Origin of the sequence: Oerskovia jenensis, assembly GCF_016907235.1 — a bacterium.
GTDB lineage: Bacteria > Actinomycetota > Actinomycetes > Actinomycetales > Cellulomonadaceae > Oerskovia > Oerskovia jenensis.
The window spans coordinates 1,677,426-1,692,473 of sequence record NZ_JAFBBO010000001.1 but is presented as its reverse complement, the minus strand read 5'-3'; the positions used below and the strand labels follow the sequence as shown (position 1 = coordinate 1,692,473).

Below are 15,048 nucleotides of genomic sequence, written 5' to 3'. Positions count from 1 at the left end.
CGCCGGGACGGCGCCGTGGTCTGCGACGACGCGTGCCAACCTCGGGGCATGACCCAGGGGAGCACGCGACCTGAGCGGCGTCCGACGGGGCGTCGACGACGCCGCGGCCCCGGCTGGGTGCCCGACCAGCACGGCGCGTGGGCGATGCTCGCCGTGCCGTTGCTGGTCGGGGTCTTCCTCGGCGGCCCGGCCTGGGTGCACGTGCCCCTAGCCGTGCTGTGGTTCGTCGGGTACTTCGCGTTCTTCGCGACCGGCCTGTGGTTGAAGTCCCGCTTCAAGGCGCGCTGGTGGCCGCCCGTGCGGGCGTACGGGATCGCGACGGTCGTCCCAGCCGTCGCGGTCCTGCTCCTGCGCCCCGACCTCCTCGCCTGGGTGCCGCTCTTCCTCCCGCTCGTCGCGGTGAGCCTGTGGAGCTCGTACCGGCGCAGCGAGCGCTCGCTGCTCAACGACGGGGCGACGGTCCTCGCGGCGTGCCTCATGCTGCCCGTCGCGTTCGCGGCGGGGGTGGGCCCCGCACCGGGCCCGTGGCCGGGCCTCTCCCTGCCCGACGGCGTCACGGGCGTCGCGGGGATCGGGTGGCCCCAGGTATGGGCCCTGTTCACGCTCGTGCTGGCCTACTTCGCGGGCACGATCCTCTACGTCAAGACGCTGATCCGGGAACGGGGTGAGCGGTCCTACCTCGTCGCGTCGGTCGTCTACCACCTGGCGGCGGGCGTGGTCGTGCCCGTTGCCCTCGCGGCGGCCGGGCTCGCCGGGTGGCCTGCGGCCGTGCTGTTCGCCGGGCTCGCGGCGCGGGCGGTGTGGGTCCCGCGCACCGCGGCGACGCCCCTGCAGTTCGGGCTGGGCGAGGTCGCGGCGAGCGTCCTGGTCACGGTCGTGGCGCTCGCGCTGCCGGCGACGTCCGAGGCGGCCGGGGCGGCCGGGTCGACCGCCGTCGGGGTGGTCGCGGGGGTGGCGGCCGTCGTCTGACCTCGCGTTCCGGGCATCCCCACCTCGCCTAACGGGCACCGACGGGCGGAACGGACAGCCTCCGGGCACCGGTCGCGGTCCTGCCGAAGGTCACGGAGCGAGCCCCTCGTCACGCCCCTGGCGAACAAGGGCATATCCGTGGGGTCGGCCCCGTTGGTCCCGGATAGAGTCGTTGCGGTCAGGCCTGAGCACCACCGGTGCGGGTGTACGCCGCTCGTGAGGAGCAGCACATGTTCGAGAGATTTACCGACCGAGCCCGTCGGGTCGTCGTCCTTGCCCAAGAAGAGGCACGGATGCTCAACCACAACTACATCGGCACCGAGCACATCCTGCTCGGCCTCATCCACGAGGGAGAGGGAGTCGCAGCCAAGGCGCTGGAGTCCCTGAACATCTCCCTCGACGGTGTGCGCTCGCAGGTCACCGAGATCATCGGCGAGGGCCAGCAGGCCCCCAGCGGGCACATCCCGTTCACGCCGCGCGCCAAGAAGGTCCTGGAGCTCTCGCTCCGCGAGGCCCTTCAGCTCGGCCACAACTACATCGGCACCGAGCACATCCTGCTCGGGCTCATCCGTGAGGGAGAGGGCGTCGCAGCCCAGGTCCTGACGAAGATGGGCGCCGACCTCAACCGCGTGCGCCAGCAGGTCATCCAGCTGCTGTCCGGGTACCAGGGCAAGGAGCCCGTCGCTGCGGGCGGCCCTGCCGAGGGCCAGCCTTCCGGCTCGGCCGTGCTCGACCAGTTCGGCCGCAACCTCACGCAGGCCGCACGCGAGGGCAAGCTCGACCCCGTCATCGGACGCACCTCGGAGATCGAGCGCGTCATGCAGGTCCTGTCTCGCCGCACCAAGAACAACCCGGTGCTGATCGGTGAGCCGGGCGTCGGCAAGACGGCCGTCGTCGAGGGGCTCGCCCAGGACATCGTCCGCGGCGACGTGCCGGAGACGCTCAAGGACAAGCAGCTCTACACGCTGGACCTGGGCGCGCTGGTCGCCGGGTCCCGCTACCGCGGTGACTTCGAGGAGCGCCTGAAGAAGGTCCTCAAGGAGATCCGCACGCGCGGCGACATCATCCTGTTCATCGACGAGATCCACACGCTCGTCGGTGCGGGCGCCGCCGAGGGCGCGATCGACGCGGCGAGCATCCTCAAGCCGATGCTGGCCCGTGGTGAGCTCCAGACCATCGGAGCGACCACGCTCGACGAGTACCGCAAGCACATCGAGAAGGACCCGGCCCTGGAGCGTCGTTTCCAGCCGATCCTCGTCTCGGAGCCGAGCCTGCCGCACGCGATCGAGATCCTCAAGGGTCTGCGTGACCGCTACGAGGCGCACCACCGCGTGTCCATCACGGACGCCGCCCTGGTCGCCGCCGCGACGTTGGCCGACCGGTACATCAACGACCGGTACCTGCCGGACAAGGCGATCGACCTGGTCGACGAGGCCGGTGCGCGCCTGCGCATCCGTCGCATGACCGCCCCGCCGGAGCTCAAGGAGCTCGACGAGCAGATCGCCGAGGCACGTCGCGACAAGGAGTCCGCGATCGACGAGCAGGACTTCGAGAAGGCCGCGCGTCTGCGCGACACCGAGAAGCAGCTCACGCAGCAGCGCGCGGACAAGGAGAAGGCCTGGAAGGCCGGAGACCTGGACACGGTTGCCGAGGTGGACGAGGACCTGATCGCCGAGGTGCTCGCGATGTCGACCGGCATCCCGGTGCTCAAGCTCACCGAGCAGGAGTCCTCGCGCCTGCTGAAGATGGAGGACGAGCTGCACAAGCGCGTCGTCGGCCAGGAGACGGCCATCAAGGCGCTCTCCCAGGCGATCCGCCGCACGCGTGCCGGCCTCAAGGACCCCAAGCGTCCCGGTGGCTCGTTCATCTTCGCCGGCCCCACGGGTGTCGGTAAGACCGAGTTGGCCAAGGCGCTCGCCGAGTTCCTCTTCGGGGACGAGGAAGCGCTCATCCAGCTCGACATGTCGGAGTTCTCGGAGAAGCACACGGTCTCGCGTCTCTTCGGTTCGCCTCCCGGCTACGTCGGTTACGACGAGGGTGGCCAGCTGACGGAGAAGGTCCGTCGCCGTCCGTTCTCCGTGGTCCTGTTCGACGAGGTGGAGAAGGCGCACGCCGACATCTTCAACTCGCTCCTGCAGATCCTCGAGGACGGTCGCCTGACCGACTCGCAGGGCCGCGTGGTGGACTTCAAGAACACCGTGATCATCATGACCACGAACCTCGGTACGCGGGACATCGCCAAGGGTCTGCAGACCGGCTTCAACGCCGGTGGCGACCTCGTGACGAGCTACGACCGCATGAAGGCCAAGGTCAACGACGAGCTGAAGCAGCACTTCCGCCCCGAGTTCCTCAACCGCGTCGACGACGTGGTGGTCTTCCCGCAGCTCTCGCAGTCGGAGATCGTCCAGATCGTCGACCTGATGATCGCCAAGCTCGACAAGCGCCTGCGCGACAAGGACATGGGCATCGAGCTCACGACCGCCGCGAAGGCACTGCTGGCCGAGAAGGGCTACGACCCGGTCCTGGGTGCTCGTCCGCTGCGTCGCGCGATCCAGCGCGACATCGAGGACGTGCTGTCCGAGAAGATCCTGTTCGGCGAGCTCAAGGCCGGTCAGATCGTCCTGGTCGACGCCGAGGGCGAGGGCCTGCTGGGCGAGTTCACGTTCCGTGGCGTCTCCAAGGACGACCACGAGCGTGGCCCGGTGAGCGTCGCCGCGACCGCAGCGCTCAACGCTCCTGCGGGCATCTCGACGGCCGACCTCCCGCCGACCGGCGAGCTGCAGGCCGGCGCGGAGTGATCCTCCCGGCAGCCACCGGCTGTCGTTCCCCGGTCGTCTGACGCCGACCGGCACGAAGGGCCCCGATCCTCAGGGATCGGGGCCCTTCGGCGTCCGTGGGGACGTAGGGCTGCGGGTGCGGGACCAACGTCCCTGACAGCGGGGTGCTCTGCGGCGAGAAACTGGTACATCGGTATTAGTTCAAGAGAACGGCAGGCACATGGCCCCCCAGTACACCGCGACGGTCAGCGGCACCGCGAAGTCCCCGACCCGCCTCGACGTCCAGATCAGGGACTTCTCGGTCACGATCGACGAGCCCGCGTCGCTCGGCGGCGACGACACCGGTCCGAACCCCGTCGAGCTGGTCCTGTCGGGGCTCGCCGGCTGCCTCAACATCACGACGCACATGGTCGCCAAGGAGCGCGGCATCGAGGTGCGGAGCCTGAGCGTCACCGCGACGGGATCGCTCAACCCCCAGCGCCTCATGGGGCGCCCCACCCAGGACCGCGCGGGCTTCCAGGGCATCCGGCTCGAGATCGACGTCGACGCCGACGCCACCCCGGAGGAGATCGACGCGCTCCTCGTGGCCGCCGAGGAGCGCTGCTGCGTCGCGGACAACCTGATGAACGCCACCCCTGTCAGCGTCGTGCGCGCGGGAGCCTGACCTCCGCTGCCCAGGACCCTCTTGTCAGAACGAGCGTGACCTAGAGGTCACGCTCGTTCTGACAAGAGGGGCCCAGGGCGGGTCAGTCGTGACCCGCGAGCGAGGCGAGCGCCGAGCGCCAGAGCTCCTCGGAGTGTTCGACGGCCTCGGGCGTGTCGTTGTTGTCCTGACGGATCGTGACCCGTGTGCCCTTGGGATCCGGGGCCAGCGTGATCGCGACCTCGTGATGGTTCTCCGGCACGTCCGGAAGTCCGCTGCTCGGCGCGAAGTGCGTGAAGCGCAGGGTCCGGGGCCGGTCGACCTCGAGCACCGTGCCGTGGTCCTCGAAGTGCTTGCCCTGGTACTGGCCCTCGAACGTGATGGTGCTGCCGGGCTGGTAGTCGGTCTCGACGTTCGCCCCCAGCATCCAGGTCGCGGAAGGATGGACGAGCTCGGCCCACACCCTCTCCGGGCGTGCGGCGATGTGGATCGAGGCGGTGGCGACGAGTCCGGTCATGGACCTCTCCTCTTCGAGCGGTTTTCCCCGACCGTAGCCCCCCGTCCGGATGTCGGCACGTGCGACGGGCGCACCGGCCCGCCCGGCCCACCAGGAAACCCCGGCTCGACGCGCGAGGTGAGCGCCGCCGTCGGGCAGGGACGGCAGCCCCTCAGCCCACCTCCCCGAACGCCGCCGCGAACCGCGGCAGGCTCGCCTCGAGCGTCTCCAGGCTCGCCGTGAGCGAGATGCGGAACCGGCCCGGGGTCTCGAAGTACTTCCCGCCCAGGACCAGGACGTCGTGGCCGGCGAGGAGGGCCTCGAAGGCGCGGTCGTCGGGGTCGGGGGAGCGGGGGAAGAGGTAGAACGTGCCCTCGGGGCTGTGCAGGTCGTAGCCGATGTCGCGCAGCCCGGCGACCATGAGGTCGCGCTTGCGCTGGTAGAGCGCGACGTCGAACGGGATGCGCTCCAGGAGCGGCAGCGCGTGCTGGAGGACGGCGTTGGGGAACGCGTACCCGATCGCGATCTGGAGCGCCTCGATCGCGGGGCGCAGGTCCTCGCGCCCGGGCAGGGTCGGCGGGACCGCGAGGTACCCGATGCGCTGCCCCGGCGCGAGCAGCGTCTTGCCGTAGCTGTAGGCCAGCAGGGTCCACGGGTAGACCTCGGCGGGGCTGTGGAACTCCGTGCCGTCGAAGACGATCCGGTGGTAGGGCTCGTCGGAGACCACGAAGACGCGGCGGCCGTTCCGTGCCGACGCCTCGTCGAGCAGAGCGGCCAGACGGCGCAGCTCGCCCAGGGGGTACACGCGCCCGGTCGGGTTGTTGGGCGTGTTGACGAGCACGACCCGGGTGCGCGGCGTGATCGCGTCGGCGATCGCGTCGAGGTCCAGGTCGAACGTCTCGGCAGAGACCGGCACCTTGACCGGCACGAGCCCGGCCTCGCGCACGATCACCTCGTACGCGAACCAGGGCGGCACGCTGTAGACGACCTCGTCGCCCGGGTCGCACACGAGCTTGAGCGCGAGGGCGAGCGCGGTGAAGCCGCCCGTGGTGAGGTGCACGTCGTCGGGCTCGAAGGGCAGGTCCACCACGCCGCGCAGGGACTCCGCAGCCGCGGCCCGCGCGGCGGGCTCGCTGACCTTGTACCCGAACCAGTGCTCGTCGCGCGGGACGGCGCTCGCCCGCAGCGCCTCGACGTACTCGGCCGGTGCGGGGTCGTGCGGGTTGCCGAACGTGAGGTCGAGGACCCCGGGGCGAGCGCGGCGCTCGGGGTACTCGTGCGCGAAGAAGCCCAGCAGGACGTCGAACGGGGTGGACCGCGCGAGGTCGCGCACGCGTCGGGAGATCGTCTCGTCGGCCATGGGAGCTCCTCGCTCGGGCGACGGCAGGGTGGACGGCGGTGTCCGGGAGTGGTCGCCGGGCGGCGACGGGCGGCGGTGCAGGGCCGCGAGGATCAGGCGTTCCCACGCTAGCACCGGGCCTTCGGACGGGCCGGGGAGAGTCGGGCGAGTCCCGACGGCGCCGCTCGCCCCGGGCGGGCAGGTACCGTCGCGGGGACGGGGCCCGGGCCGGCTCGCCCGTGCGGGGAGGCGTCCGACCGTCAGCGTGTGCCGGGCTCGCGTGCCGCGCTGGTCCGAGCCCGGTCGAGCAGGTACTCCTGCTCGACCGCGTTCTGCGTACGAGCCGCTGCGGACCGGAAGGCGACCGCTGCCTCGCCGGGGCGACCCAGGTCGTCGAGCAGGTGTGCACGCACCGCGGGCTCGCGCGGGCCCGCGAGAGGGTCGGTGGCGAGCCCGTGCTCGCGGTCGAGCGCATCGAGGAGGTCGAGGCCCCGCCGGGGACCGAACGCCCGCGCTACCGCCACGACGCGCGCCAGGCGGACCGGGCCTGTCGGCGCGAGGCGTTCGAGCCAGAGGTAGAGCGCGGCGATCTGCGGCCAGTCGGTGTCGGCCTCGCGTGCCGCCGTCGCGTGGACGGCGGCGATCGCGGCCTGCACTTGGTACGGCCCGACGGTGCGCAACGGCCAGACGGCGTCGATGATCGCGCGGCCCTCCTCGATCATCTCGTGGTCCCAGCGTGACCGGTCCTGGTCCTCGAGGCGCACCAGGTGGTCCTGGTCGTCGGTCCGGGCGTCACGGCGGGCCTCGGTGAGGAGCATGAGGGCGAGCAGTCCGGCGACCTCGGGGTCGCGGGGGCTGTGTGCGCGGGCGAGCCGGGCGAGCCGGACGGCTTCGCGCGCGAGGTCGACCCGGCCGAGCCGCGTCCCCGAGGTCGCCGTGTAGCCCTCGTTGAACACGAGGTACAGCACCCGCAGCACCGACGCGAGGCGTGCGTCGCGGTCGGCCGAGGTCGTGGGGACGAATCGTGTCCCTTCCTGGCGGAGCTGCTGCTTCGCGCGGCTGACCCGCGTCCCCATGGTCGCCTCGGTCACGCCGTAGGCATGGGCGATCTCCGCGGTCGTGAGGCCGCCCACGGCACGCAGGGTCAGGGCGACCTGAGAGGTCGGGCTGAGGGACGGGTGGGCGCACAGGAGCAGCAGAGTGAGGCTGTCGTCGTCGTCGATCACCTCGCGGCCCGACGTGTGCTCCGCGAGCACGGCCTCCCCGACCGTCCGCTCGCGGCGGTGGCGCGACTGCTCTGAGCGCAGGAGGTCGATCATCCGGCGGTAGGCGACGCGCACGAGCCACGACCGCGGCTCGACCGGCACGCCCTCGACGGGCCACCGGGTGCTCGCGACGAGCAGCGCCTCCTGGACGGCGTCCTCGGCCACGTCGAACCGGCTGAACCGACGCACGAGCGCGCCGAGGACCTGCGGCGCCTCCGTGCGCAGCAGGTCCTCGATGCTCGGGCCCGGGGGAGAGCCGGACCCCGGTGCGAGCGTCATGTCAGGCCGCGAAGTCGTCGCCCATGATCGGGCGGATCTCCATGGGCTCGCCCAGGACCTCGACCATGCGGCTGACGATCTCGACGGCCCTCTCGTGGCTCGCGCAGTCGATGATCGCGAAGCTCGCGAGGACCTCCTTGAGCTCGGCGAAGGGTCCGTCGGTCGCGACGACACCGGAGTCGGTCCGGCGCACCGTCGTGCTCACCGCCGGGTGGCCCAGGCCCTCGCTCGACACGAACTCACCTGTCCGTCGCAGCTCCGCCTCGAACTCCTGGTAGGCGGCAAAGGCCGCGAGCGCTTCGTCGGTCGGCGTGTCGGCGGTGCCGGCGTCCCACGCGGCGGCTGGGGTGTATCCGAGCAACAGGTACTTCATGTGGTTCTCCTTCGAGCGGGTGCCGGCCGGGTCCGTGACCAGCCTCTCAGGCGACGACGAGGGTCCGCAGCCGCACGGCGAGGACCGTGGTCCAGGTGAAGGCGACGAGGCCGTTGACGGCGACCTGGATGCTCGCGGTCTCGGGCGACACGGGCAGGAGCAGGGCGAGGCCGACGACGCCGTGGCCGACCGCGGCCAGGACCCGGCGTGCCCGCACTGCTCGGACAGCCAGGACGACGGCTGCCACGGCGAGCGCGGTGAAGGCGATGGCGGCGGCCACCGAGTGAGCGACGCCGTGCCACGACACCGAGGCGGCCGGTCCGTCTGGTGTGCCGACGGGGAAGCCGTTCTCGGGGTCCATGACGAAGACGCCCGCGAGCACGAAGCCGATCCCGGCGATCCCCAGCAGGACGGGGACGGCGCGTCGCCCGACTCCTTCCCTGATGATCCGTCGGTGGGTCACCGCCAGCGCGAGGAGCCCGAGGCCGGTCAGGGCGAAGGTGAGGATCTGGACCCAGCCGAAGTCTCCCGTGGAGAGCTGGCTGAGGGGGTGGACGCGCAGGTCGAACCCCTCGCGGGCGACGGACTGCACGCCGGCGGAGACGACGAAGAACGGACCGGCGAGGGTCGCCGCGGTCAGCAGGGAGCGACTGCGCGGGCGGCGGTCGGACGGCGGGGTGGATCCGGTGGGTGGCGTGGTCGGCCGGGTCTGGCTGGTCATCGGGATCTCCTCGGGTGACGGGACGGTTCACGGCTACCTCGGGGCCACCGAGGGGATCTCGACACCTCGGGGATGTGATGCGCGTCACACCGAGGGGATGTCGAGGGATCGCCCGTCGCGACGAGGTGTCCACGACTGCACCGACCGGGTGCAGCGTGAGCGCGAAGGAGTCCGATCATGAACAGCACCCCGCACGAGGCCCGCACGGACGAGGCGGCGGCGGCCGTCGACGTCGACGGCTACGGTCTCGAGGAGCAGGCTCCGCCCAGCGCGGGCCTGCGTGCCCTCGATCGACTCGTCGGCACCTGGCGGGTGACCGGCGGTGCGGAGGGCGAGGTCACCTACGAGTGGATGGAGGGCGGGTACTTCCTCCTCCAGCGGGTCCGGCTCGTGCAGTTCGGCCAGGAGGTCGCCGGGCTCGAGGTCATCGGCAACCTCCACCCGTTCGGCGAACCCGTGGGCGACGACGTCGTCTCCCGCTTCTACGACTCCCTGGGCAACACGCTGGACTACGTGTACGAGCTCGCCGGTGACCGCCTGACGATCTGGGCAGGGGCCAAGGGTGGGCCTGCCTACTTCGAGGGCCTGTTCGACGCCGACGGTGACTCGGTCGTCGGGGAGTGGGTCTACCCGGGCGGGGGCGGGTACGCCTCGACCATGACCCGTCGCTGAGGGGGGCGTCGTCCGCGCGTCGGGCAGCGCGCGGACGACGGCGCCGCTCGCCCGGGCGTGTCCCGCCCCGGGCGCTGCTCACCTCTTCGCGTCCCACCCCGAAACGGCGAGCGGCCGTGGGCGACCTCACAGCGTTTCCTGACCGGCTGACACGTTAAGATGGTCCGTCTGTCCGACTTCGTAGTTGGGGCGGTCGAACGGTCTGCGGCATCTCGCGACACGTCTCGATCCGGGCTGGAAACCCCACGATCCCCGCTGCGTCCCCGAAGGTCGGTCATGCCCGTCTCTCCTCCCTCCACCTCTGCGCCCTCGGCCCAGGTGGTCCCTCCCTCCGCCGAGCCCCACGGCTCCGTCCCGGTCGAGCCGGACGCGCCGGTCGCGACCGGCCCCCGCCGCTGGTGGATCCTCGTCATCCTCGCGCTCACGCAGCTCCTCGTCGTGCTCGACGGGACGATCGTCAACATCGCCCTCCCGCAGGCCCAGCTCGAGCTGGGCCTGACCGATACCGAGCGCCAGTGGGTCGTCACGGCCTACGCGCTCGCGTTCGGTGCGCTCCTGCTCCTCGGCGGTCGCATCGCCGACTACTGGGGTCGCAAGCGCACCTACCTGCTGGGGATGGTGGGCTTCGGGGTCGCGTCGCTGCTCGCAGGGCTCGCACGCAACGGCACCGAGCTCGTCGCGATGCGCGGTCTCCAGGGCGTCTTCGCGGCGCTGCTCGCGCCGGCCGCGCTCGCGCTGCTCACGGTCTCGTTCCCTCGGGGCCGCGACCGGAACACCGCCTTCGCGGTCTTCGGTTCGGTCGCCGGTGTGGGGGCGGCGGTCGGGCTGGTCCTGGGCGGGGCGCTCACCGAGTACGCCGACTGGCGCTGGTGCCTGTGGGTCAACGTGCCCGTCGTCGTGGTCGCGCTGGTCGCGGGCCAGGTGCTGATCCGCGAGAGCAAGGCGGAGGGCGACAACCGGTACGACGTCCTGGGGGCCGTCACCGTCGTCCTGGGCCTCGGTTCGCTCGTCTACGGTTTCACGCTCGCCGAGCACAGCTGGGTCGCACCCGAGACGCTCGCGTGCCTCGCGGTCGGTGTCGTCCTCCTGGTGCTGTTCGTGTGGATCGAGTCGCGCGTCGCGCAGCCCCTGCTCCCGCTGCGCGTCCTGACGAACACGGTCCGCGCGGGCGCGTTCGCGCTGCAGGCGATCTTCGGAGCGCTCATGATCGGTGCGCTGCTGTACCTGGCGCTCCACCTGCAGATCGTCATGGGGCTCTCGCCCCTGCATGCCGGACTGGGCACGTTGCCCATGACGATCATGACGCTCGTCCTGGCGCCCGTGGTCACCCAGCTCCTCGCGCGGTTCGGGCCCCGGCCGCTCATGATCGGCGGGCCGCTGGTCGCCGCGGCCGCGCTCGTCTACCTGAGCCGGATCACGGTGGACGGGTCGTACGCGGTCGAGGTCCTGCCGGCTCTCCTCGTGCTGGGAGCGGGGATGGCCCTGGTGCTGGTGCCGCTGCAGAACGTCGCGCTCTCGGGCGTCGAGCCGCACGACGCGGGGGCTGCGAGCGCGACCGTCAACGCCTCGATGCAGATCGGCGGCTCGATCGGGCTGTCGGTCTTCACGACGATCTACGCGGGTGTCGTCGCGGGAGCCGTCGTCACGGACGAGTCGTCGCAGCTCGCGGCGTTCGTCGACGGCTACTCGGCGGCGTTCGTCGCGACCGCGGTCACGATGGTCGTGGGTGCCGTCCTCGCGGCCGTGCTGATCCGCGGTCCCAAGGAGCGGCTCCTGCCGCAGGGGGACCAGGTCGCGGTGCACCTGGGCTGAGCCGCCGCCCGGGCCGGCCTCGGTGCTCGACGGCGTCGCTCACCTTCCGCGTCGAGCGTGCAGCTCGGGCGGTCGCCCGGCTCCCGGGACGGCCCGGGCTGCACACGCGACGAGCCGGACCTCAGCCCGCGAGGAGCGCCCGGATGTCCCGCTCGGCCTGACCGGGCGACGCCGTCCGGCAGCCCTTGTCGACCCAGCCCTGGATCAGACGTGGCTCGTCCCGCAGGAGGCCCCACCCCCGGCGCAAGAGCGTGAGCGGCGGCTTGCGGGACTCCCCGAGGTCGCGCAGCAGCCGGAACCAGAACGTCATGAGCCGCGGCCGCCGCAGGCAGATCGCGTCCGCCAGGATGCCCTCGGCCCGGCAGGCCGCGACCAGCTCGGCTGCGAAGATCCCCTCCGCGATCACGAGGCGCGACCCGCTCACGTCGAGGTGCGTCGTGCCCGTACGGCGAGACGTCGGGATGTCGTACACCGGGACGTCCGAGTGCCCCGTCGTGACCAGCGCGAGCAGCGCCTCCATGGCGCTCTCGGCATCCCAGCTCCCCGGGGAGTCCCAGTCGACGATCCCGAAACGCTGCGGCATCCCGGGGTGGTCGACGTCGTGGTAGAAGTCGTCGAGCTCCACGACCGGCAGGCCCAGGCGCCGCGTGAGCGACGTCTTGCCCGAGCCCGACGGGCCCGTCAGCAGGACGATCCGACGGGATGGGACACGCGTGCCCTCGGGCAGGTCGAAGAGGCCGTTCGTCACCCGACCATTCTCCCAGCCGACGGGCCATGCCCGGGCGCGCGGCGCCGTCGGGCCGGTGCTTCGTGTCAGAACGAGCGTGACCTCGAGGTCACGCTCGTTCTGACAGGACGCCTGGGAGCCACGTGGGAGGGCTGCGGGAACCACGTACGTAGCGAACTCTGCGGGCGCCCCTGATGTGGTCGAAGGAGCGCGCGGCCTAGCGTGACGACACACGATGCCGCGGCAACGGTGCCGCAGCCGTGCTGGGGAGGCGGTCGATCATGCAACGAGGCAGACGGTCCGTGAGGCGGTGGCTCGCAGGAGTCGCCGCGACGGCAGTGGTGGCAGTTCCGCTCGTCGCGCAGGTACCCGTGGCGTCCGCGGCCGAGGCGTGCGCGCCCGCGTGGTCGGCGTCGTCGGCGTACACGGGCGGGAGCGTCGCGTCGTACAGCGGGTCCAACTACAAGGCGTCCTGGTGGACCCAGGGCGAGACGCCCGGGACGCAGCAGTGGGGGGCGTGGAAGATCGTCGGGCCCTGCGGGACGGACCCGACCGGGACGACCGGGGGGACGACCGGGACGACGGGTGGGACGACCGGGACGACGGGCGGCACGACCGGCACCACCGGTGGGACGACCGGGACGACCGGCGGCACGACCGGCACCACGGGCGGCACGACCGGAGGCGACCCGACCGGTGCCGACCCGGGCACCCCCATCTCCACGAACCCGCAGGAGAAGTGCCGCCCCGACGGGCTCGCCGTCAACAAGACCGTCGACGTGCCCTACTGCGACGTGTACGACGAGGCCGGGCGCGAGAAGCTGCCCAACGGCCTCGACCGCCGCGTGATCGGGTACTTCACGTCGTGGCGCACGGGCAAGGAGGGGACGCCGTCGTACCTGGCGAGCGACATCCCGTGGACCAAGCTGTCGCACATCAACTACGCGTTCGCGCACGTCGGACCTGACTCGAAGATCTCGGTGAACGCCGAGTCGGCGACGAGCGAGGCGACGGGCCTGACGTTCACGGGCGCCGAGAACGCGCTCGACCCGACCGTCCCCTACAAGGGGCACTTCAACCAGCTCACCAAGTTCAAGAAGCAGCACCCGGGAGTGCGCACGCTCGTGTCGGTCGGCGGGTGGGCGGAGACCGGCGGCTACTTCGGGGTCGACGGGAACCGCGTCGCCTCGGGCGGCTTCTACACCCTGGACACGCAGGCCGAGTACGACGCGTTCGCGGCGTCCGCGGTCGCGATGGTGCGGACCTACGGGTTCGACGGGATCGACATCGACTACGAGTACCCGACCTCGAACGTCAAGGCAGGGAACCCGGACGACTTCCAGATCGCCGACGCGCGACGCGGGCAGCTCTGGAAGAACTACGAGCAGCTCATGAAGACCACGCGCGAGGCGCTCGACAAGGCGGCTGCCCAGGACGGCGAGTACTACATGCTGACCATCGCCGCCCCCGCGTCGGGGTGGCTGCTGCGCGGCATGGAGGTCTTCCAGATCATGCCGTACCTCGACTACGTCAACGTGATGTCCTACGACCTGCACGGGACGTGGAACGACTTCGTGGGCGGCAACGGTGCCTTGTTCGACGACGGCAAGGACGGTGAGCTCGCCGCGGCCGGCGTCTACGGGGCGTACGACGGGATCGGGTACCTCAACGCCGACTGGGCCGCGCACTACTTCCGAGGAGCCGTGCAGGCCGGGCGCATCAACATCGGCGTCCCGTTCTACACGCGCGGCTGGGCCAACGTGCAGGGCGGGACCAACGGGCTGTGGGGCAAGGCGGCCCTGCCCGACCAGACCAAGTGCCCGCCCGGCACGGGCCCCTCGCTGGGCGGCACGTCCAAGTGCGGCAACGGCGCGGGCGGGATCGACAACATCTGGTACGACGTCGACAAGGCCGGGGCGAAGATCCCCGCAGGTGGCAACCCGATCTGGCACATGCTCAACCTGCAGAACGGGAAGGTCGGCTCCTACGCGGCGTCCTACGGCGCACCGACCGGTCCGCTGACCGGCACGTACCAGCACAACTTCGACCCGGTCACCAAGACCGAGTGGTGGTGGAACGCGCAGACGAAGTCGTTCATCTCGGGCGACTCCGACCAGGCGATCCAGGCCAAGGCCGACTACGTGGTCGCGGGCGGGTACGGCGGGCTCATGATCTGGGAGCTCGCGGGGGACTACGACCTGGACGCGACGAGCGGCGAGTACGGCATGGGCGACAGCCTCGTGACGCGCATGCACTCGACGTTCTCCACCGCGGCGCCCTACGGCGCGGCCAAGTCCAAGACCGCGACGCCGGCGCAGGCGATCGACCTCGGGGTGTCGTTCTCGGAGTTCGCGCTCGGGGACAACAACTACCCGATCAACCCCCGGGTGACGTTCGCGAACAGGTCGACGGTCGCGATCCCGGCCGGGTCGACCATCTCGTTCGACTTCGCGACGACCACCTCGGCCACGATCGGTGAGCAGAACGGCTGGGGCATCACGACGGTCGCGGGGCACTCGGGCAACAACGTGGGCGGGCTCAAGGGGGACCTGCACTCGGCGACGCTCAAGGTGCCCTCGGGGGGCATCCCGGCGGGCGGCTCGGCGTACACCAAGCTGTCGTGGAGACTGCCCATGGCGCAGATCTCGAACGTCCGCGTGACCATCGGGACGAACACCTACGCCACGACCTACGACCACCCGCGCGGTGTGCAGGTCGTGACCCCGGTGGTCTCCGGCGGGACGACGGGCGGCACCCCCGGTGGTACTCCGGGCGGCAACACCGGCGGTGCGGGGTGCACGGCGGCCCCGTGGGTCGCCGGGACGGCGTACAACGGCGGCGCGCAGGTCACGCACGCGGGCCACAGGTGGTCCGCCCGGTACTGGACGCAGGGCAACGCCCCTGTGGCCAGCGACTGGGGGCCGTGGAAGGACGAGGGGGCGTGCTGATCCCGTGAGGCCGGTGCCGAGGTAGAG

Annotated in this window: 12 protein-coding genes; 6 read left to right on the top strand and 6 right to left on the bottom strand. The window is 71.4% G+C overall.

The features are described 5' to 3' along the window. Positions 1 to 48: 48 nt before the first annotated feature. The 3 genes from JOD49_RS07590 (at position 49) to JOD49_RS07580 (ending at position 4,410) form a co-directional block, all read left to right on the top strand. A complete protein-coding gene (locus JOD49_RS07590) occupies positions 49 to 969 on the top strand; it encodes a YwiC-like family protein (protein WP_205306630.1) in 921 nt (306 codons plus the stop codon). A gap of 230 nt (positions 970 to 1,199) precedes the next feature. After that, positions 1,200 to 3,767: an ATP-dependent Clp protease ATP-binding subunit gene (locus tag JOD49_RS07585; protein WP_205306629.1), complete on the top strand. Its 2,568-nt coding sequence runs from the start codon at positions 1,200 to 1,202 to the stop codon at positions 3,765 to 3,767. Positions 3,768 to 3,966: 199 nt separating this feature from the next. Next, a complete protein-coding gene (locus tag JOD49_RS07580) occupies positions 3,967 to 4,410 on the top strand; it encodes an OsmC family protein (RefSeq protein WP_205306628.1) in 444 nt (147 codons plus the stop codon). 82 nt (positions 4,411 to 4,492) lie between these two features. Here the strand turns inward: JOD49_RS07580 and JOD49_RS07575 are convergent, their stop codons facing one another. The 5 genes from JOD49_RS07575 to JOD49_RS07555 all read right to left on the bottom strand — a co-directional run bounded on the left by JOD49_RS07575 (position 4,493) and on the right by JOD49_RS07555 (position 8,862). Further along, positions 4,493 to 4,906, bottom strand: coding sequence for an SRPBCC family protein (locus JOD49_RS07575; RefSeq protein WP_205306627.1), 414 nt, complete (start codon positions 4,904 to 4,906; stop codon positions 4,493 to 4,495). 151 nt (positions 4,907 to 5,057) lie between these two features. After that, a complete protein-coding gene (locus tag JOD49_RS07570; protein ID WP_205306626.1) occupies positions 5,058 to 6,245 on the bottom strand; it encodes an aminotransferase class I/II-fold pyridoxal phosphate-dependent enzyme in 1,188 nt (395 codons plus the stop codon). A gap of 239 nt (positions 6,246 to 6,484) precedes the next feature. Then, on the bottom strand, positions 6,485 to 7,768 hold the full coding sequence (locus tag JOD49_RS07565; RefSeq protein ID WP_205306625.1) for an RNA polymerase sigma factor: 1,284 nt from the start codon (positions 7,766 to 7,768) through the stop codon (positions 6,485 to 6,487). Position 7,769: 1 nt separating this feature from the next. Then, entirely contained in the window at positions 7,770 to 8,141 is a 372-nt protein-coding gene (locus JOD49_RS07560) for a YciI family protein (protein WP_205306624.1), read from the bottom strand. A 46-nt stretch (positions 8,142 to 8,187) separates the two neighbouring features. Then, the gene (locus tag JOD49_RS07555; protein ID WP_205306623.1) at positions 8,188 to 8,862 is read right to left on the bottom strand and encodes a DUF998 domain-containing protein; all 675 of its coding nucleotides are present in this window, start codon (positions 8,860 to 8,862) and stop codon (positions 8,188 to 8,190) included. Positions 8,863 to 9,039: 177 nt separating this feature from the next. Between JOD49_RS07555 and JOD49_RS07550 the strand changes: the two genes are divergently transcribed. Next, positions 9,040 to 9,534, top strand: coding sequence for a hypothetical protein (locus tag JOD49_RS07550; protein WP_205306622.1), 495 nt, complete (start codon positions 9,040 to 9,042; stop codon positions 9,532 to 9,534). Positions 9,535 to 9,810: 276 nt separating this feature from the next. After that, positions 9,811 to 11,346 carry an MFS transporter gene (locus JOD49_RS07545; protein WP_239525163.1) on the top strand — a complete coding sequence of 512 codons (1,536 nt, stop codon included), beginning with the start codon at positions 9,811 to 9,813 and terminating at the stop codon, positions 11,344 to 11,346. A gap of 121 nt (positions 11,347 to 11,467) precedes the next feature. Here the strand turns inward: JOD49_RS07545 and JOD49_RS07540 are convergent, their stop codons facing one another. After that, complete coding sequence (locus tag JOD49_RS07540) at positions 11,468 to 12,094, bottom strand: uridine kinase family protein (RefSeq protein WP_205306621.1); 627 nt, start codon at positions 12,092 to 12,094, stop codon at positions 11,468 to 11,470. 320 nt (positions 12,095 to 12,414) lie between these two features. Here JOD49_RS07540 and JOD49_RS07535 point away from each other — a divergent pair, with 320 nt between their 5' ends. Continuing rightward, positions 12,415 to 15,021, top strand: a complete 2,607-nt coding sequence (locus tag JOD49_RS07535) for a glycosyl hydrolase family 18 protein (protein WP_205306620.1) — start codon at positions 12,415 to 12,417, stop codon at positions 15,019 to 15,021. Positions 15,022 to 15,048: the final 27 nt, after the last annotated feature.